The organism is Bradyrhizobium sp. Pha-3 (assembly GCF_042258615.1).
GTDB lineage: Bacteria > Pseudomonadota > Alphaproteobacteria > Rhizobiales > Xanthobacteraceae > Bradyrhizobium.
Map to the genome: position 1 here is coordinate 1195601 of NZ_CP170152.1, position 15895 is coordinate 1211495.

At 65.1% G+C, this 15895-nt stretch carries 25 protein-coding genes; 18 read left to right on the forward strand and 7 right to left on the reverse strand.

The features are described 5' to 3' along the window. Positions 1-52 precede the first annotated feature (52 nt). A complete protein-coding gene (locus ACE10Z_RS05550) occupies positions 53-625 on the forward strand; it encodes a disulfide bond formation protein B (RefSeq protein WP_375787040.1) in 573 nt (190 codons plus the stop codon). 38 nt (positions 626-663) lie between these two features. Here ACE10Z_RS05550 and ACE10Z_RS05555 read toward each other — a convergent pair whose 3' ends face one another. Beyond that, positions 664-792: a hypothetical protein gene (locus tag ACE10Z_RS05555; RefSeq protein ID WP_275948968.1), complete on the reverse strand. Its 129-nt coding sequence runs from the start codon at positions 790-792 to the stop codon at positions 664-666. A gap of 329 nt (positions 793-1121) precedes the next feature. Between ACE10Z_RS05555 and ACE10Z_RS05560 the strand changes: the two genes are divergently transcribed. From ACE10Z_RS05560 to ACE10Z_RS05575, 4 genes are all read left to right on the forward strand, one after another. After that, entirely contained in the window at positions 1122-1391 is a 270-nt protein-coding gene (locus tag ACE10Z_RS05560) for a hypothetical protein (RefSeq protein WP_375787041.1), read from the forward strand. Further along, complete coding sequence (locus ACE10Z_RS05565; RefSeq protein ID WP_223966731.1) at positions 1384-1680, forward strand: hypothetical protein; 297 nt, start codon at positions 1384-1386, stop codon at positions 1678-1680. Before ACE10Z_RS05560 ends, ACE10Z_RS05565 begins: the two co-directional genes overlap by 8 nt. 37 nt (positions 1681-1717) lie before the next feature. Next, on the forward strand, positions 1718-2002 hold the full coding sequence (locus tag ACE10Z_RS05570) for a DUF1488 family protein (protein WP_375787042.1): 285 nt from the start codon (positions 1718-1720) through the stop codon (positions 2000-2002). Between the two features lie 96 nt (positions 2003-2098). Next, a complete protein-coding gene (locus tag ACE10Z_RS05575) occupies positions 2099-2482 on the forward strand; it encodes a hypothetical protein (protein WP_375787043.1) in 384 nt (127 codons plus the stop codon). Between the two features lie 248 nt (positions 2483-2730). Here the strand turns inward: ACE10Z_RS05575 and ACE10Z_RS05580 are convergent, their stop codons facing one another. Together ACE10Z_RS05580 and ACE10Z_RS05585 are read right to left on the reverse strand one after the other, a co-directional pair. Next, positions 2731-3816, reverse strand: a complete 1086-nt coding sequence (locus ACE10Z_RS05580) for an AbrB family transcriptional regulator (RefSeq protein WP_375787044.1) — start codon at positions 3814-3816, stop codon at positions 2731-2733. A gap of 135 nt (positions 3817-3951) precedes the next feature. Continuing rightward, positions 3952-4224 carry a PsiF family protein gene (locus ACE10Z_RS05585; RefSeq protein ID WP_375787045.1) on the reverse strand — a complete coding sequence of 91 codons (273 nt, stop codon included), beginning with the start codon at positions 4222-4224 and terminating at the stop codon, positions 3952-3954. Between the two features lie 220 nt (positions 4225-4444). Between ACE10Z_RS05585 and ACE10Z_RS05590 the strand changes: the two genes are divergently transcribed. Further along, positions 4445-4936: a hypothetical protein gene (locus ACE10Z_RS05590; protein ID WP_375787046.1), complete on the forward strand. Its 492-nt coding sequence runs from the start codon at positions 4445-4447 to the stop codon at positions 4934-4936. A 63-nt stretch (positions 4937-4999) separates the two neighbouring features. On the opposite strand, the gene ACE10Z_RS05595 is transcribed toward ACE10Z_RS05590, so the two are convergent. After that, positions 5000-5557, reverse strand: coding sequence for a TetR/AcrR family transcriptional regulator (locus tag ACE10Z_RS05595; RefSeq protein ID WP_375787047.1), 558 nt, complete (start codon positions 5555-5557; stop codon positions 5000-5002). A gap of 204 nt (positions 5558-5761) precedes the next feature. Between ACE10Z_RS05595 and ACE10Z_RS05600 the strand changes: the two genes are divergently transcribed. The 6 genes from ACE10Z_RS05600 (at position 5762) to ACE10Z_RS05625 (ending at position 9962) form a co-directional block, all read left to right on the forward strand. After that, positions 5762-6196 carry an acyl-CoA thioesterase gene (locus tag ACE10Z_RS05600; protein WP_375787048.1) on the forward strand — a complete coding sequence of 145 codons (435 nt, stop codon included), beginning with the start codon at positions 5762-5764 and terminating at the stop codon, positions 6194-6196. Between the two features lie 5 nt (positions 6197-6201). After that, complete coding sequence (locus ACE10Z_RS05605) at positions 6202-6648, forward strand: PaaI family thioesterase (protein WP_375787049.1); 447 nt, start codon at positions 6202-6204, stop codon at positions 6646-6648. Positions 6649-7269: 621 nt separating this feature from the next. Continuing rightward, positions 7270-7656: a CidA/LrgA family protein gene (locus tag ACE10Z_RS05610; protein WP_375787050.1), complete on the forward strand. Its 387-nt coding sequence runs from the start codon at positions 7270-7272 to the stop codon at positions 7654-7656. Continuing rightward, positions 7653-8375, forward strand: a complete 723-nt coding sequence (locus ACE10Z_RS05615) for an LrgB family protein (RefSeq protein ID WP_375787051.1) — start codon at positions 7653-7655, stop codon at positions 8373-8375. Before ACE10Z_RS05610 ends, ACE10Z_RS05615 begins: the two co-directional genes overlap by 4 nt. 135 nt (positions 8376-8510) lie before the next feature. Further along, the gene (locus tag ACE10Z_RS05620; RefSeq protein WP_375790117.1) at positions 8511-9248 is read left to right on the forward strand and encodes a sulfite exporter TauE/SafE family protein; all 738 of its coding nucleotides are present in this window, start codon (positions 8511-8513) and stop codon (positions 9246-9248) included. Positions 9249-9284: 36 nt separating this feature from the next. Then, positions 9285-9962: a DsbA family protein gene (locus ACE10Z_RS05625; RefSeq protein ID WP_375787052.1), complete on the forward strand. Its 678-nt coding sequence runs from the start codon at positions 9285-9287 to the stop codon at positions 9960-9962. Between the two features lie 38 nt (positions 9963-10000). On the opposite strand, the gene ACE10Z_RS05630 is transcribed toward ACE10Z_RS05625, so the two are convergent. Next, a complete protein-coding gene (locus ACE10Z_RS05630) occupies positions 10001-10603 on the reverse strand; it encodes a CGNR zinc finger domain-containing protein (protein WP_375787053.1) in 603 nt (200 codons plus the stop codon). A 74-nt stretch (positions 10604-10677) separates the two neighbouring features. Between ACE10Z_RS05630 and ACE10Z_RS05635 the strand changes: the two genes are divergently transcribed. Together ACE10Z_RS05635 and ACE10Z_RS05640 are read left to right on the forward strand one after the other, a co-directional pair. Beyond that, a complete protein-coding gene (locus ACE10Z_RS05635) occupies positions 10678-11355 on the forward strand; it encodes an AzlC family ABC transporter permease (protein WP_375787054.1) in 678 nt (225 codons plus the stop codon). Between the two features lie 28 nt (positions 11356-11383). Beyond that, positions 11384-11686 carry an AzlD domain-containing protein gene (locus ACE10Z_RS05640; RefSeq protein ID WP_375787055.1) on the forward strand — a complete coding sequence of 101 codons (303 nt, stop codon included), beginning with the start codon at positions 11384-11386 and terminating at the stop codon, positions 11684-11686. A 9-nt stretch (positions 11687-11695) separates the two neighbouring features. Here the strand turns inward: ACE10Z_RS05640 and ACE10Z_RS05645 are convergent, their stop codons facing one another. Beyond that, positions 11696-11902, reverse strand: a complete 207-nt coding sequence (locus ACE10Z_RS05645) for a hypothetical protein (protein ID WP_298366562.1) — start codon at positions 11900-11902, stop codon at positions 11696-11698. 137 nt (positions 11903-12039) lie between these two features. Between ACE10Z_RS05645 and ACE10Z_RS05650 the strand changes: the two genes are divergently transcribed. After that, complete coding sequence (locus tag ACE10Z_RS05650; protein ID WP_375787056.1) at positions 12040-12354, forward strand: hypothetical protein; 315 nt, start codon at positions 12040-12042, stop codon at positions 12352-12354. Next, a complete protein-coding gene (locus ACE10Z_RS05655) occupies positions 12341-12994 on the forward strand; it encodes a nucleotidyl transferase AbiEii/AbiGii toxin family protein (RefSeq protein WP_375787057.1) in 654 nt (217 codons plus the stop codon). Before ACE10Z_RS05650 ends, ACE10Z_RS05655 begins: the two co-directional genes overlap by 14 nt. Positions 12995-13012: 18 nt before the next feature. Here the strand turns inward: ACE10Z_RS05655 and ACE10Z_RS05660 are convergent, their stop codons facing one another. Continuing rightward, complete coding sequence (locus ACE10Z_RS05660) at positions 13013-13900, reverse strand: LysR family transcriptional regulator (RefSeq protein ID WP_375787058.1); 888 nt, start codon at positions 13898-13900, stop codon at positions 13013-13015. Positions 13901-14020: 120 nt separating this feature from the next. Here ACE10Z_RS05660 and ACE10Z_RS05665 point away from each other — a divergent pair, with 120 nt between their 5' ends. Together ACE10Z_RS05665 and ACE10Z_RS05670 are read left to right on the forward strand one after the other, a co-directional pair. Continuing rightward, positions 14021-14761 (forward strand): SDR family oxidoreductase, encoded by a 741-nt coding sequence (locus tag ACE10Z_RS05665; RefSeq protein WP_375787059.1) that lies wholly within the window; start codon positions 14021-14023, stop codon positions 14759-14761. A gap of 56 nt (positions 14762-14817) precedes the next feature. After that, positions 14818-15717, forward strand: coding sequence for an SDR family oxidoreductase (locus ACE10Z_RS05670; protein WP_375787060.1), 900 nt, complete (start codon positions 14818-14820; stop codon positions 15715-15717). Positions 15718-15895 lie beyond the last annotated feature (178 nt).

The following is a 15895-nucleotide window of genomic DNA, read 5'->3' on the forward strand; positions in this document are numbered from 1 at the left end:
GACAGCGGTATTTTCACGCGATACGACCCGGATTGAGCATGGAGCAGGGGCCATGACCCCGCCGGACGGTGCTCGCAGGAGGACTGCCGTGACGCTCGCCACCGCCCATCCGTCGGATGCTTCCGCCACCGGCAATCCGGCGCTGACTTCGGCCCTGGCGATTGCCGCGATCGCGGCCGCGACGCTCGCCGGCGCCTGGTTCTTCCAGCTCGTGCTGGAGATCATGCCCTGTCCGCTGTGCCTCGAGCAGCGCTATGCCTATTACCTCGCGGTCCCGCTCGGCGCCGTGGTGGCGCTCGCGGCCGCCCGTGGCGCGGCGCGCCCGGTGCTGCTCGCGGGCCTTGCGATCCTCGGCCTCGCCGCGCTCGCCAATGCCGGGCTCGGCGCCTATCACGCCGGGGTCGAATGGGGATTTTGGCAGGGGCCGACCGACTGCACCGGCCCGATGGTGGATTTCGGCAAGGCCGGCTCGCTGCTGGATCAGCTCGACAAGGTCAAGGTGGTCCGCTGCGACGAGGTGCAGTGGCGCTTCCTCGGCATCTCGCTCGCCGGCTACAACGTGCTGATCTCGCTCCTGATGGCCGCGATCGCCGGCTGGGGCGTGGCGAAGGCTGCCAAGGTTTGAGTTGGAGGGCCTGATTTGCAGGCCCTGACTCAATCGACCTATTTCTTCTTCCCCGGCGTGAAGCTCGGCTGCCCGCCCTTCAGGCTGGGAGCCGCGGCGATCACCTTGATCTTCTCCTTCTTGGGCTTCTTGACCTCGCGATTGCCGTGTCGTTCGCCTTTGGACATATCGGTCTCCCTCTGTTTATCGAGATCATCAACTCGGTCAGAACCTGCCTGCAGAGCAGTCCAGAACGTCGACGTGGATTTGCTGTGCCTGAAGTGACGGTGATCGACCGTAGGCCGATCGTACCCGAATAGCGAGCGCCAAAGCGGTCTGCGGCGCGCTGCGGCAACAACGCGCAGGACGCTATGAGGAGCGAGCTTCGCCCCTCGTTCGGCGAGAAAGCCAGGAACACCAGGTAAACCAACAAGAAAGCATTGGCTATTGCTGCCGAAGCGGCGCATGCTCGCCGTGGGGCCGCACCGGCGCAAGGCGTTTCGCAAAAGGCTGGCCCATGACCATGCGCTCCCGACGTGAAGTCGTCACCTTCCAGCATCCATTCTGGATCAGAGGCATCGATCGTGAATTGCCCGCAGGCGCCTATGAAGTCATTACCGACGAGGAGGCGATCGAAGGACTCTCATTCGCGGTGTTCCGCCGTGTCGCCACGATGATCATCGTCCCGGCACAAGGCTCGCGCGGATTGACGACGGAGATGCTGTCGATCGGCTCGGTCGATCTGGCGGACGCCCAGCGTATCGACGCGAGCGCATCCCATGACTGACGAACCGCTCGACCTCGATCGCCACCGCGGTATGGCCGCGCAGAAAGCCACCGATATTCGCCGTGCGCTGGCGGAGATCGAGACCCATGCGAGGGATCTGCGCGAACGGCAGGTCACGCTCGAGACCGGACTGCTGGCGGTACCTGCGACGTCGTGGCCGGAGGTGGCTGCCAAGGCGCGCTACGTTTTGAATCTGTATGCAGCGAGCCTGCCGCCGGAGGATACAAGGCATCGCGATCTGGTCACGGCAATTCTCGAGGATTTTGTCCGGCTCACCGAGCCGCGATGAACCAGAACCACTTCGCGGCTTTGAAGGAGCTGATCACATGACGCTTACCCAGGGTCGCTTCATCAGCTACGAATACGACCGGATGGTCGTGCTGTTTTCGATGCATGACGACGAGAAGGAGATCCATTGCGCGATCTCGACCTCCGCCATGGATGAACTGGAGGGTGGGGCGCTCGGGCGCGCGGGCCACCGCGAGACTCAGTTCATGCGGCTGCGCGAGCGCATCGAGGCCTGCGCCGATGGCAAGTACCAGGCGAAGGAGTTCGAGGGGGCGCCGCCCCGGATCGTCCTGCGCAGCATCGATTTCCGGAAGCAAAGATAGCGGCTGTCCTGTGCGAAGGCCCTGACGCGCGTGTCAGGTGTTTCAAGGTGGAGGCTATCCCGCCGTCACCTCCGATCATGCGCGACAGACGAGCCCATGCTGATCATCGTGCACCGCGTCCCCGTCGAGTTGTTGCTGTTGGCAAATGAGACATTGTTGCGCCTCAAGAGCCGACGCAATCTCGTCGCCACGCTGATGAGCGAGCAGCGCCCGAGATACACCATCTCCGAGATACATGGTGCGAGCCGCCGGCTGACCGCGTTGTGGCGCGCAGTCGCCAGCGAGCGGCTCGAGGAATGGAACGAAGCACAGCCCGATTCGGTCTATGTCCGGATCACCGGGCCGTTGTGGCACGCCGCAGCCGTCGCGAAACTGCAAATCGACCGGGACGAGGAGCTGTGGTTCGATCCCGGCGAACTGACAGCGTTGGCGCGATCGTTCCGCGATCAGCCGGACCAGTCGACGGCCGAGGCAGGGTAGGTAGAGCCAACGGGTCCGCGCAAAGCGCGGCCCGATGACAGGCACCGCGAAACCCACCACGCTTCCACGGTTAAAGCCCGTCCGCCTCTCAATCCGTCATGCTGAGGAGGCCGCACTTGCGGCCGTCTCGAAGCATGCACGGCCACCAGCCGGGCCGTTCATCCTTCGAGGCTCGCTCCGCTCGCACCTCCAGCGACAAAGGCGAAGCCTTTGCGCGGGGATGACGGAATTAACAGGTGAGCCTTGGCCTAATCGTCGACGTCGTCCTGCGGCCGTCCGAACAGATGGATGATGCCCGGCGTCGAAATGGTGACGAACAGGAAGCGCGACAGATGATGTGCACCGACGAAGATCGGGTCGATGTGCAGCGTCAGCGCCAGCGCCAGCATCGCGTCCATCGCGCCGGGTGCGAAGGCGACCACGACGTCGGCGAGCCGCACATGGGTGGTGAAGGCGATCACCGCGACGAACACGGCGGAGATTGCGATCGCGATCGCGAACGAGCCGAGCCCGGCATTGACGTGGCTAAGCAGGGTCGAGGTCTTCATCCGCGCAAACCGGGTGCCGATCAGCGCGCCGATGCCGACCAGGGCGATGTTGCGGAGCCAGGGCGGCAGGCCGCCATCGACCAGGCCCGAGCCATGCAGCAGGCTGGAGGCGAGCATCGCGCCGAACATCCAGCTGGCGGGGAATTTGATCCAGCGCAGCAGCAGCGAGACGCCGATCGACCCGGCGACCAGGGCGAGGAGTCCGAACGGCGAGGCGACCGTCGTCGGCAGTGGCGGCGGCGCCGCGTGCGTCACCCCGGTCAGCGCCAGCACCAGCGGCAGGGCCGCGGTCAGGATGATGACGCGCATGGTCTGCACCACGGCGATCGCCGCGACGTCGGCGCCCTTCTCCGCGGCGAGGATCGTAATCTGCGAGAGCGCGCCGGGGCTGCCGGCGAGGAAGGCCGAGGTCTGGTCCCAGCCATGCATGCGCTGCAGATAGACGCTCGAGCCGAAGGTCGAGCAGAACGTCGCCAGCGCCAGCAGGGCGATGGTGAGCGGGTAAGAGCTCATGTGCTGCAGCAATTGCTGCGACATCAGCGAGCCCAGCGAGATGCCGAGCAGCAGCAGCACCGATTGCGTCAGCACCGGCGGCACCGCGAGCGGCCGTCCGGCCAATGCTGCGATCCCGACCGCGCACATCGCACCCGAGATCAGCCCGCCCGGCAATCCCGCCCATAAAAACAGCAAGCCGCCGGCGGCGCCGATGACGAGTGTCTCGAGCCCATTCAGAACTTTGCTGCGGTCGGGAATGGCGGTCGCCATCGAAGCGCGGATCAGGGTCACGCCGCCTTATGGCAAATTCGCAACCACGGGACAATTGCATCTCGCGATTGCAGCATTGCGCCGCGGCTTGCCCGGCGCACAGATTTTCACCCTCCCCGGCGGGGAGGGTGAAGGACGTCAAAATACGTCTACGCGTTACTTCGCGGCCGGCGCTGCGGCAGCGCCGCCCGCCTTCTTGCACTCGGAGCGGAATTTCTTGCGCTCCTTGCCGTGCAGGCCCTTGGCGTCGGCCTGCTTCGAGCATTCCAGCGACTCGGCGGTGCGCGGCTTGGCTTCCTTGGCCATCTTGCTGTCGGCCTTCGGAGCGGCGTCCTTGGCGGCGGGCGCGGCGGTTTGCGCGAAAGCTCCGCCCACCAGCAGCAGGGAGGCAAGGGCGGTTGCGGTCGCGAGCTTGGAAATCGTCATCATGGGGCACCTCGTGAGGGAAGGAGCCGAAACGTTGCGCGGCCATGATGAACCGTGGATGAATATGCGGTCGTCCAGCCGCCACAATATTTTAACGGGCAAGGGCGTCCGCACGTTGTCGCAAGTCGGGGTTGCGCTAGGATAATGGTCTTACGCCAATGCCCCCCACGGGAAACCCCAAGGGAGACCCCCAAGGGAAACCAGGGATGACGGGAGACCAGGGATGACCATTCAGACGAGATTGTTGTGTGTGATTGCAGTGTCGGGCTTTGCAGCCTTTGCGGCGAGTGCGCCGGCGCACGCCCTGACCGCGCAGGAATGCAGCGCCAAGTACCAGGCGGCCAAGACGGCCGGCACCCTCAACGGCCAGAAGTGGAATGATTTCCGCAAGGCCCAGTGTGGCGCCGACGCGACCCCGGCTGCGGCGCCCGCCGCTCCGCCGCCCGCTGCCGCCGCGCCTGCTCCGGCGGCGCCGAAGGAAGCCAAGCGGGAAGCTGCTCCCGCCGCAGCACCCGCCGCACCGGCAGGACCCGCCGTGTTTCCGAAAGCGGTCGATCCCAAATACGCCAAGGAGACCGAAGGCAAACAGCGCATGCACAGCTGCCTCGACCAATACAATGCCAACAAGACCACTGGCGGCAATGGCGGCCTGAAGTGGATCCAGAAGGGCGGCGGCTATTACAGCGAATGCAACAAGCGCCTGAAGGGCGCCTGAGCCAGCTGAATCGAGTTTGACGGGCGGCCGGCGCAAGCCGGCCGCTTTTCTTTGCCGCGAGCGCTATTGGCCTTCCGTAAGCAGCTTGTCCGCCGAATGCGCCAGCAGTTGCGCGCGCTTGCGTGGGCCGCGTTCGAGAAACAAGAGGCTCTGGCCGAAGATGAAGCAATAGAACAGGAAGGCCTGCGCATCGGCCTCCTCGGCTGAGAGCCCGGTGGCGCGATAGAGCTGGCCGACATTCTTCAGCCGCGCGGCATCGACGCTCGCGGCGGCGGTGGCCGCGGCCTCGTCGGTGCGCGCCCATTGCCGGATCGCGAGCTCCACCGCCATCGCCTCGGTGTTCATGCGCTCCGAATAAAGCGTGATGATCGCCTTCAGCCGCTCGCGCGCGCTGGCGCCGTCGAGCGCGGTCTGCTTCTCGATCGCGGCGATGCGGCCGTCGCGCCAGCGCGTCAGCATGGCCTCGAGCAGCGCGGCGCGATCCCTGAAGCGGCGGTAGAACCCGCCCTTGGTGACGCCGAGATTCTTCGCCAGCACCTCGACCCGAACGCCGTCGACGCCGCTATGCGCGAGTTCGGCAAAGCCGGCCGCGACCCAGACATCGCCCTTGCTTTCAGTCATGTAATCTCCGCGGATCTTAGTGCGCGATCAGAGTCATCGCGCACTAATCTCTTGTTTGAGCGTGATCTCCGCGCAAACGCTTCGCGTTTGTCGCGAGGGAAAACCGCTTCGCACTTTTCCGGATCATGCTTTGATACGGTACCGTATTGCTAGCCTGCTTGGTCCTTGATACGCTACCGTATCAAAAAACGGAGGAGCGGGACGATGGAGGGCGAGGCGACCTATCGCGGCACGGTCTATCCCTGGCATTGCGACCACATCGGCCACATGAACGTCATGTGGTACGTCGGCAAGTTCGACGAGGCGAGCTGGAACATGTTCGCGCGGCTCGGGCTGACGCCGAGCTATCTGCGCGAGTCCGGCCGCGGCATGGCCGCCGTGCAGCAGAACATCTCCTACCAGCGCGAACTGCTCGCCGGCGACCTCGTCGAGGTCAAGAGCCGGCTGGTCGAGTTCGGCGACAGGTCGGTCCGTATCCTGCATGAGATGCGTAACGCGGAGACCGGCGACATCGCCGCGACCTGCGAGATCGCGGCCGTGCACATCGACCGCGCCGCGCGCAAATCGGCGCCGTTCGCGCCGGCGATCCGCTACGCCGCGATGCCGCACCTCGTGCCGTCAGAACCGGTGACTGCCTGACCGCCATGCCCCGTTTCGAACCGAAGAATCCCGACTTCCGCGCGGTTGCCACCGCCACATTCGCGCGCCAGCGCGCAATGCAGACGCTTGGTATCTCGATCGCGCGCATGGAGCCGGGCGAGGTCGATCTTGCGATGCCCTATGCGCCGGAGTTCTGCCAGCAGAACGGATTCGTGCATGCCGGAATCATCACCGCGGGGCTCGACAATGCCTGCGGGATCGCCGCCTTCACGCTGATGCCCGAAGGCTCCGACATCCTCACGGTGGAGTTCAAGACCAATCTGCTGGCGCCGGCCCGCGGCGAGGGGTTCGTGTTCCGCGGCGTCGTGGTCAAGCCAGGCCGGACGCTGACGGTCTGCGACGGCCGCGCTTACGCCGTGCAGGACGGCATCGAGACGCTGGTCGCGACCATGAGCGGGACGCTGATGGCGCTGCAGCGGCGGGAAGGGTAACCGCGCTAAACTATCCCCGTCATGCTGAGGAGCCGCGCAGCGGCGTCTCGAAGCATGCACGGCCCGGCCGGTGGCCGTCGATCCTTCGAGACGCGCTTCGCGCTCCTCAGGATGACGGGACTGAGAGTTGCGACGGGCCTGTGAAGTCGGCGTGCCCAGCATTTGCGCACGCGCTTGAGTCCGGGGTAACCGAGCTAAACTATCCCCGTCATGCTGAGGAGCCGCGCAGCGGCGTCTCGAAGCATGCACGGCCCGGCTGGTGGCCGTCGATCCTTCGAGACGCGCTTCGCGCTCCTCAGGATGACGGGACTGAGAGTTGCGACGGGCCTGTGAAGTCGGCGTGCCCAGCATTTGCGCACACGCTTGAGTCCGGGGTAACCGCGCTAAACTATCCCCGTCATGCTGAGGAGCCGCGCAGCGGCGTCTCGAAGCATGCACGGCCCGGCTGGTGGCCGTCGATCCTTCGAGACGCGCTTCGCGCTCCTCAGGATGACGGGACTCAGAGACCGGGCTGCTTGGGAACGGCGTGCCCAGCATTTGCGCACACGCTTGAGTCCCGCGCATTGACAAGCCTCTGTTGCACCGACCTGATACGCGGATGCTTCGCGTGAGCGCCTTGTCATGATCGCCAGCCTCAGTCTGATCCTGCTCTGCCAGCTGGTCGGCGAGGTTGCCGTGCGGGCGCTGGCCGTGCCGGTGCCGGGGCCGGTGGTTGGACTGGTGCTGCTGCTGTTGCTGCTATTGGCGCGCGACCGGTTTCCGGTGCTCGCGCGCGGGCCGCTCGGCGATGACGGCGTCGAGAGCGCAAGCCGCGGCATGCTCGCCAATCTCTCGCTGCTGTTCATTCCGGCCGGGGTCGGCGTGGTGCAGAAGCTCGATCTGCTCGCCGAGCATGGCGTCGCGATCCTGGTGATCCTCGCGGTTTCGGTCATCGTCACGCTGCTGGCGACGGTCGCGACCTTCGTCGCGGCGAGCAGTTTCCTGTCGCGCGAGGAGGATAACCCGTGAGCGACAATCCGTTCTCGCTCTGGGTCTATCTCTCGCAGTCGCCGCTGCTCTGGCTGACGGTGACGCTATTGACCTATGCCGCGACCGATGCGGTGTCGCTGAAGACAAGGCGCCACCCGCTCGCCAATCCCGTGCTGCATTCGCTGTGGATCATCGGTGCGTTCCTGCTGCTGACCGGGACCTCCTACACCACCTATTTTGCCGGCGCGCAGTTCGTGCACTTCCTGCTTGGGCCGGCGACGGTGGCACTCGCGGTGCCGCTCTACGAGAACCGCAAGCGGGTTGCGGCCGCGGTCCTGCCGATGCTGGTTGCGCTCGCGGTCGGCTCGCTCACCGCGATCGTCTCTGTGGTGCTGCTGGCGCGGGCCTTCGGCCTGCCGCGCGACATCATCCTGTCGCTGGCGCCGAAATCGGTGACGGCCGGCGTTGCCATGGGCATCAGCGAATCCCTGCATGCCGATCCCTCGCTGACGGCGGTCTCCGTGATCCTTACCGGCATCATGGGGGCGATCATCGTCACGCCCTTGATGAACTTCACCGGCATCACCGACTTTCGTGGCCGCGGCTTTGCCGCCGGCATCGCCGCCCATGGCATCGGCACCGCGCGCGCCTTCCAGGTCGACGAGGTTGCCGGGGTCTTTGCCGGGATCGCGATGAGCCTGAACGCGCTGGTCACCTCGCTGCTGGTGCCGCTGGCCGTGACATATCTGCTGCGCTGACCCCGGTTGCAGGGCAGTTTTGTGCTATTGGTATGGCGTTAGGCAGCAAATCCTTCTAGGGTTGCAGTCGTAAACGCGAGTCTGTTCCCCTTGGTCTTCTCCGCAACTCAGAGCGTGCTTGGGCTGGCATCGGGCATGCTGGTCGGCTTTTCGCTGGGCCTGGTCGGCGGCGGCGGGTCGATCCTTGCCGTGCCGCTGATGGTCTATGTGGTCGGGGTGGCCCAGCCGCATGTCGCGATCGGCACCTCGGCGATCGCGGTTGCCGCCAACGCCGCGATCAATCTCTCCAACCACGCCCGCGGCGGCACCGTGATCTGGTCCTGCGCGCTGCTGTTCGCATTGTCAGGCATGTTCGGCGCTTTCGGCGGCTCGATCCTCGGCAAGATGCTGGACGGGCAGAAGCTGCTGGCCCTGTTCTCGATCGTGATGCTTGTCATCGCGGGGTTGATGCTGAAGACCCGCGCGCGGGTCGGGCTGACCGACGTCAAGATATCGATGTCCAACACGCCGGCGATCATAGGTCTCGGGCTTGTGACGGGAACCATGTCCGGCTTCTTCGGCATCGGCGGCGGCTTCCTGATCGTGCCGGCCCTGATGCTGGCGACCGGGATGCCGATCATGAACGCGGTCAGCTCGTCGCTGGTGGCCGTCACCGCCTTCGGCATGACCACGGCCTTGAGCTATGCGTGGTCCGGGCTGGTGTCGTGGGGCCTGGCGGGGCTATTCGTCGCCGGCGGCATCGTCGGCGGCCTGCTGGGCACACGGAGCGCCCGGCACCTGTCGGAACGCCGCGGCGCGCTCAATATCGTGTTTGCGACTGTGATTATCGCGGTGGCGATCTATATGCTGCTGCGTAACATCAATGTGTCCTGAACGTAGAAGGGCCAGGAGCCCTTCCGGAAGCGAGCTATGAACCATCTGACGAAATCACCCCTCGACAACGCCGGCGCCACCCGCCGCGGCGCACTCGGCCTCATCGGTGCCGGCATTGCGCTCCTTGCCGCCGGAGGTACGCGCGCCGAGGACGACAATGTCCTGACCGAGGGACAGGTGCTGCGCGACCCGGATATTCCGGTGATCGGCAACCCCAAGGGCGATATCACGATCGTCGAATGGTTCGACTACAACTGTCCGTATTGCCGCAAGCTCGCGCCGGAACTCCGCCAGGTGGTGCAGGACGACGGCAAGGTTCGTCTGATCCTGAAGGATTGGCCGATCCTCGGGCCGGTGTCGAAGGTCGCGGCGCGGATGGCGCTGGCGGCGAAGTACCAGGACAAGTTCGAAGCCGCGCATGAGGCGATGATCTCGGTCAATTCGCGCATCACCGAGCCGCGGATTGCCGAACTGCTCTCGGGCGCCGGCCTCGACATGGATCGCCTGAAGAAGGATCTCGACGCCAACGCCAAGGCGATCGACGCGGTTTTGGCGCGCAACAACGAACAGGCGCAGGCATTCGGCTTCAACGGCACGCCGTCATTCATCGTCGGCAAGTATCGCGTGCCGGGCGTGCTCAGCATCGATCAGTTCGAGCAGGTCATCGCCGACGCGCGCAAGGCCAACATGGGCCGCAAGACCGAGCAGAATTAGCTCGCGACGTGCTTGCCTCGCGATGAACGCGGTCGCATCTACGTAGAGCCTTTCCGCTTTGCATAGGCGCGCCGCGCGCGCTCGCGATTGCCGCACACTTCGCTCGAGCACCATCTGCGGGTCCGGTTCGGGCTCTCGTCGACGAAGAACCAGCCGCAGCCGTCAGCCTCGCAGCATCCGATGCGGCTCGCGTCATCGGACGCCAGCAGGGCCGTCAGCGACCACAGCACGGGCCACAATGGCTCCGTCACGTCGATCCCCGCCAGCGCATGGCGATAGCCGCGATCCTGCCGCACGAGGTCGGGTTGCCGCGGAGCCGCCGATAGCATCTGATTGACGAGACGGAGGTCCACGCTGCGGCCACCGCGCAGCGCGTCGGAAATCGTCCAGATCTCGCGACGCAAAGCATGCGCCTTCTGCATCGCGGCCACGGCAAGACTGCTCGCCGAATGCGCTTTCAGCTTCCTGATCGCGGCGAGCGGCAACGTCCCGCGGCGTTCGCTCCAGGACAATAGTGCAGCGTAATCCGGGATCAGCTCCTGCGGATCGTTCGAGGTCCGCCAGTCGAGCGTGTTGGCGAAGTCGAGGCAGACCCGTCCACCGAAGAACTGTGTCGCTGCCCGCGCGGGATCCCTTGACATCACGGCCTCTCACCAAGTTTAATCTAACGGTCATGACCATTACAAGTGCTCAGCCGTCTCGACGCCTCCCAACGATGACGGCCGCCGGATTCCGGCGGGGCCTGGTCGCGGCCTTGCCGTTCCTGATCAGCAATGGCGCCGCTGGCCTCGTGATGGGACTGACCTACAAGGGGCTTGGGCTGGGGGCGCCGCAAGCAATTTTGTTCAGCCTGCTCGTCTATTCCGCCACGGCCCAGGCGATCACGCTGAGCATGTGGGCGAGCCCGTTGCCGGTTGCCGCCATGGTCGTTGCCTGCATCGCCACCAATTCGCGATACTTACTGATGGGCGCCCATCTGCGCCAGCTGTTTGGCGGACTAGCCCCCCGGAAGATCCTGCTCAGCCTGTTTCTGCTCGCGGATGCGTCGTGGCTGATGACGAGTTCGGATGCCGACCGTAACGGACCCGACGCCGGCTATCTGCTCGGATCGAGCATCCCCATGGCGATCGGCTGGGTCGGCGGCACCGCGCTTGCCTATGCCGCCCCGCTCGCAACCAACGGACCGCTGAAGCTCGCCGCCGCGCTGCTGCCGACGATGTTCATTGCGACCTTGCTTCCCAGCCAGTGGAAGAACGCGACATCTCCGTGGCCGTGGCTGATCTCGGCGATCGTCGCACTCCTCGTCAGCCGCTTCGTGGATCCCAGCTGGTCCATGCTGATCGGGGGCGGATGCGGCACGCTCGTCAGCATGATGGAGCGGACCGATGCGTGACTTGATGCAGGGATCGATGAAAGACTTGATGAAGGACTTGGACGTTCTCGGCGTGATCTTCATCCTCGGGCTGACATGCTATGCCATGCGCGCCGGTGGATACGTCCTCGCCGCGTCGATGCGCGAGGACGGCATCGCCGCCCGGTTTCTCCGGCTCGCGCCCGGCAATCTGTTCATCGCATTCATTGTCGGCGGTTGCCTGTCCGGCGGGCCGGCAGGTCTCGTCGGGACGATGGTCGCGCTCGTGACAATGGCCGTCACGGCCAGGGAGTGGGCCGCGCTGAGCGCGGGGTTCGGTGCGGCGATCGCGACATCCGCGATCGCGCCGTGACGCGGGCAGTTACTTCGCGGCGACCCTGGTCCATTCCTCGTGGACACGCGTCTTCAGCACGTTCCAGTCATGGGCTGCGACATCCCAATTCACGATCGTGCGCGTATCCTGCGCCACCTCGCCATTGGCGACGCTGGACGTCCGCATCGAATCATAGACATAGACGCCGCAAACCAGCAGCAGCGCGCCTAAAATCATGCCGAAAAACGTCCGCATCGCTCAATCCCCTCCGGTGTCGGCGGGATAACGTCGCAGGGTTCGCTGTGGTTCCGGATGCCGACGCGGCGGATCATCAACCTCCACGAAGGGCCGTTCTGCGTGGAAAACGCCGCTTGAATCAGCTATGATGGGCCATGACGGCAACAGGCTTACCGAGCGATCTGTTGGAGCAATTTCGCCGCAAATATTTGTGGTGGGGTCCGGTGGATGGACAGCCGTTTTCCGAGGAGCGTGTCATCGCCCAAACGATGAATCTCGGAACGTATGACGACATTCTTTTGCTCGAGGATGCAGTCGGCCAAGCCTGTCTGGTCGAGATCATGCGCAGCGCCGAGCCGGGCTGGATCAATGATCGTTCGTGGGAATTCTGGCGGGGGCGGCTGACATTTGCCACGGGCTTGGCAGTTCCGGACAGCGCCCCCCGCAGGGGATTCCATGCCGCAGTTTGAGCCGCGACTTGATATCCTTCCGGCGGCGCAACGCGAGATGTGGCCGAGCCTTATTTCAGCGCAACGAATGAAGTTCGTTCTGTACGGGGGAACGGCCGTCGCGCTCCAGCTTGGTCATCGTGAATCGCTCGATTTCGACTTCTTCTGTTCCGAGCACCTGGACAAGGGGCGACTTCGCGCCGAATTCGCGTTCGTTGCCGGCGCTGCGATCCTGCAAGACGCACCGGACACGTTGGTCGTGCTGGCCGAGATGCCATCGGGCCCGGTCAAGGTTTCGTTCTTTGGTGGCCTCAAGCTCGGCCGTATCAACGACCCGCTTCAGACCTCCGATGGCGTGCTGCTCGTCGCGTCGCTCAACGATCTGATGGCGACCAAGCTCAAGGCGACGCTCGACCGCGCCGAGGCCAAGGATTATCGGGATATTGCTGCAATGTTGTCCGCGGGCGCTTCGTTGCCGACAGCCTTGAGCGCTTTCAAGACGATGTTTCACGGCGAGCCCGCGCAGGTGTTGCGGGCAATCGGATTCTTTGGCGACGGAGATCTGAACTCAGTGACTGCGGCTGACCGGACTATCCTGTCGAACGCGCGAGATCGCGTGGGCGAGTTGCCTGAGCTCCGTCTGAAGGACGGGCTTTGCTGACCGGCATCCGGCGATCGATCAACTGCGCGCGAACACCCGCATCACATAATCGATGAACACGCGCACCCGCGGCGAAAGCTGTCGGTTGCGCGGATAGAGCAGCGAAACCGGCACCGATGGCGGCGGGCACTGCTGCAACACCGGGATCAGCGTGCCATTGGCGAGATCGGCTTCGGCATGGAAGCGCGGCACCTGCACGAGGCCGAGGCCGAGCCTCGCGCTCGCGAGATAGCTCTCGGGACCGGTCACCGACATCGGCGCTGGCAGCGGAAACTGCTTGAGCACGCCGTCGATCACGAATTCCATCGGGCGCAAGCGCCCCGTCGTCAGCGAGCGGATGCCGATCATGCGATGACCGTCGAGCGCGAAAGGATCGGTAGGCATGCCGAAGCGCGCAAAATAATCCGGCGTGGCGCAGGTCAGTCGCTCCAGCATCGTGACCTGCCGTGCGATCATGTCGCCGTCGGGCAATAGGCCGAAGCGCAGCACGCAGTCGACGCCTTCGCGGATCAGGTCGACCCAGCGATCGCTCTCGCTCACGTTGATCTCGATATCAGGGTATTGAGCGAGGAAGCCCGGCAGGTTCGGCAGCAGGAAGTGCCGCGCCAAGGTGCCCTGCACCTCGAGCCGCAGCAGGCCTTTCGGCCGCGCGCCGCCGAACGCGCCTTCGGCGTCTTCGAGGTCTGCGATCAGCGACAGGCAGCGGCGGTAGTGCGCCTCGCCGTCGAGCGTCGGGCGAACCGTGCGCGTGGTGCGTTCGAGCAGCCGCACGCCGAGCCGCGCCTCCAGCCCCTTTACCGCGTCCGTCACCGTCGAGCGCGGCAAGCCGAGATCGTCGGCGGCCAGCGAAAAGCTGCGCCGCTCCACCACCCGGGTGAACACGCGCATCGCATCGAAGCGGTCCATTTATTATCCGGAAAATGCGAATAGTGATGCCAGAAAATGCCTGATTATCCGGTTGATGCCAAGGCCTAGTGTCCTCCCATCGAACGCGGCCTTGGCCGCCAACCTGATGGGAGACTCAAAATGACCAACCAAACCAACAAGGTAGCACTGGTGACCGGTGCCTCGCGCGGGATCGGCGCGGCGGTTGCCGAACGCCTCGCCAAGGATGGCTTCACCGTCGTCATCAACTACTCCGGCGACGCCAAGCCGGCCCAGGCGGTGGCCGACCGGATCGAAGCCGCCGGCGGCGGGGCCCTGACGGCGAAGGCCGATGTCAGCGACGCCAATGCGGTGCGCGGCCTGTTCGACGCGGCGGAAGCGGCGTTCGGCGGCGTCGACGTGCTGGTCAACAATGCCGGCATCATGAAGCTCGGCAGGATTGCCGACAGCGACGATGCGGCCTTCGAACAGCAGGTCGCGGTCAACCTGAAGGGCAGCTTCAACACCATGCGCGAGGCGGCACGCCGGCTGCGCAACGGCGGACGCATCGTCAACTTCTCGACCAGCGTCGTCGGCACGAAGCTCGAGACCTACGGCATCTATGTCGCGACCAAGGCCGCGATCGAGTCGTTGACCGCGATCCTGTCGAAGGAATTGCGCGGCCGCGGCATCACCGTGAATGCGGTCGCGCCCGGCCCGACCGCGACCGATCTGTTCCTCAACGGCAAGTCGGACGAGCTGATCGATCGCTTCGCCAAGATGGTCCCGCTGGAGCGGCTCGGCACGCCCGACGACATCGCGAACGCCGTATCGTTCCTTGTCGGTCCCGACGGCTCCTGGATCAACGGCCAGACCCTGCGTGCCAATGGCGGCCTGGTCTGACGCCCCCACACTTCAACCCAACTCTCGTTCAACCCGCCATCACAAGGATACGTGTCATGAAACAGGTCATCGTCATCACCGGCGCCTCCAGCGGCTTCGGCCGCCTCACCGCCAACGCGCTCGCCAGGGCCGGCCACACCGTCTACGCCTCGATGCGCCACACCACCGGCCGCAACGCCGCCGCGGTCGCCGATATCGAGGAGTTCGCCCGCGACAACAAGGTCGATCTGCGCTCGCTCGAACTCGACGTCGGCTCGCAGGCGTCGGTCGATAAGGCCATTGCACAGATCGTTGCCGAAGAAGGCCGCCTCGACGTCGTCATCCACAATGCCGGCCACATGGTGTTCGGCCCGGCGGAGGCGTTCACGCCCGAGCAGCTCGCCGAGCTCTACGACGTCAACGTGCTCTCGACCCAGCGCGTCAATCGCGCCGCGCTGCCGCAGCTGCGCAAGCAGGGCAGGGGGCTTGTGGCGTGGGTGTCGAGCAGCAGCTCGGCCGGCGGCACGCCGCCCTATCTCGCGCCGTACTTCGCGTCAAAGGCCGGCATGGATGCGATGGCCGTGATCTACGCCCGGGAGCTGTCGCGCTGGGGCATCGAGACCTCGATCATCGTGCCCGGCGCCTTCACCGGCGGCACCAACCACTTCGCGCATTCCGGCCGTCCCGCCGACCAGGCGCGCGCCGCCGAGTATGAAGCCGGTCCCTATGCCGGTTTCGGCGACGAGATCATGAAGGCATTTTCGGCGATCGTGCCCGAGGATGCCGACGCGTCGTCGGTTGCCAATGCAATCGTTGAGGTCGTCGACATGCCGTTCGGCAAGCGGCCGTTCCGCGTTCACATCGATCCGACCCAGGACGGTGCCGAGGTCGCCTTTGGCGTGATCGACCGCGTCCGCAACGAGATGCTGCACCGGGTCGGGTTCTCCGATCTGCTCAAGCCGCGAGACAACCGGTAACGTTGTCCGCGCTGAATCCAGGATAGCGCCCGCCATCACCGTCATCCTGAGGAGCGCGAAGCGCGTCTCGAAGGATGCATGGCCCCGATGCAGTCGCGTGGCCTCAGCCGGGCCGTCGACCCTTCGAGACGCGCTTCGCGCTCCTCAGGGTGACGGGAACGGAGCTACGCAACGTAGC

What these genes read in the sequence shown, in the direction of transcription:
- ACE10Z_RS05550 (WP_375787040.1), top strand. Translation starts at nt 53, where the DNA reads ATGACCCCGCCGGACGGTGCTCGCAGGAGGACTGCCGTGACGCTCGCC.
- ACE10Z_RS05555 (WP_275948968.1), bottom strand. Translation starts at nt 792, where the DNA reads ATGTCCAAAGGCGAACGACACGGCAATCGCGAGGTCAAGAAGCCCAAG.
- ACE10Z_RS05560 (WP_375787041.1), top strand. Translation starts at nt 1,122, where the DNA reads ATGACCATGCGCTCCCGACGTGAAGTCGTCACCTTCCAGCATCCATTC.
- ACE10Z_RS05565 (WP_223966731.1), top strand. Translation starts at nt 1,384, where the DNA reads ATGACTGACGAACCGCTCGACCTCGATCGCCACCGCGGTATGGCCGCG.
- ACE10Z_RS05570 (WP_375787042.1), top strand. Translation starts at nt 1,718, where the DNA reads ATGACGCTTACCCAGGGTCGCTTCATCAGCTACGAATACGACCGGATG.
- ACE10Z_RS05575 (WP_375787043.1), top strand. Translation starts at nt 2,099, where the DNA reads ATGCTGATCATCGTGCACCGCGTCCCCGTCGAGTTGTTGCTGTTGGCA.
- ACE10Z_RS05585 (WP_375787045.1), bottom strand. Translation starts at nt 4,224, where the DNA reads ATGATGACGATTTCCAAGCTCGCGACCGCAACCGCCCTTGCCTCCCTG.
- ACE10Z_RS05590 (WP_375787046.1), top strand. Translation starts at nt 4,445, where the DNA reads ATGACCATTCAGACGAGATTGTTGTGTGTGATTGCAGTGTCGGGCTTT.
- ACE10Z_RS05595 (WP_375787047.1), bottom strand. Translation starts at nt 5,557, where the DNA reads ATGACTGAAAGCAAGGGCGATGTCTGGGTCGCGGCCGGCTTTGCCGAA.
- ACE10Z_RS05600 (WP_375787048.1), top strand. Translation starts at nt 5,762, where the DNA reads ATGGAGGGCGAGGCGACCTATCGCGGCACGGTCTATCCCTGGCATTGC.
- ACE10Z_RS05605 (WP_375787049.1), top strand. Translation starts at nt 6,202, where the DNA reads ATGCCCCGTTTCGAACCGAAGAATCCCGACTTCCGCGCGGTTGCCACC.
- ACE10Z_RS05610 (WP_375787050.1), top strand. Translation starts at nt 7,270, where the DNA reads ATGATCGCCAGCCTCAGTCTGATCCTGCTCTGCCAGCTGGTCGGCGAG.
- ACE10Z_RS05620 (WP_375790117.1), top strand. Translation starts at nt 8,511, where the DNA reads ATGCTGGTCGGCTTTTCGCTGGGCCTGGTCGGCGGCGGCGGGTCGATC.
- ACE10Z_RS05625 (WP_375787052.1), top strand. Translation starts at nt 9,285, where the DNA reads ATGAACCATCTGACGAAATCACCCCTCGACAACGCCGGCGCCACCCGC.
- ACE10Z_RS05630 (WP_375787053.1), bottom strand. Translation starts at nt 10,603, where the DNA reads ATGTCAAGGGATCCCGCGCGGGCAGCGACACAGTTCTTCGGTGGACGG.
- ACE10Z_RS05635 (WP_375787054.1), top strand. Translation starts at nt 10,678, where the DNA reads ATGACGGCCGCCGGATTCCGGCGGGGCCTGGTCGCGGCCTTGCCGTTC.
- ACE10Z_RS05640 (WP_375787055.1), top strand. Translation starts at nt 11,384, where the DNA reads ATGAAGGACTTGGACGTTCTCGGCGTGATCTTCATCCTCGGGCTGACA.
- ACE10Z_RS05645 (WP_298366562.1), bottom strand. Translation starts at nt 11,902, where the DNA reads ATGCGGACGTTTTTCGGCATGATTTTAGGCGCGCTGCTGCTGGTTTGC.
- ACE10Z_RS05650 (WP_375787056.1), top strand. Translation starts at nt 12,040, where the DNA reads ATGACGGCAACAGGCTTACCGAGCGATCTGTTGGAGCAATTTCGCCGC.
- ACE10Z_RS05655 (WP_375787057.1), top strand. Translation starts at nt 12,341, where the DNA reads ATGCCGCAGTTTGAGCCGCGACTTGATATCCTTCCGGCGGCGCAACGC.
- ACE10Z_RS05660 (WP_375787058.1), bottom strand. Translation starts at nt 13,900, where the DNA reads ATGGACCGCTTCGATGCGATGCGCGTGTTCACCCGGGTGGTGGAGCGG.
- ACE10Z_RS05665 (WP_375787059.1), top strand. Translation starts at nt 14,021, where the DNA reads ATGACCAACCAAACCAACAAGGTAGCACTGGTGACCGGTGCCTCGCGC.
- ACE10Z_RS05670 (WP_375787060.1), top strand. Translation starts at nt 14,818, where the DNA reads ATGAAACAGGTCATCGTCATCACCGGCGCCTCCAGCGGCTTCGGCCGC.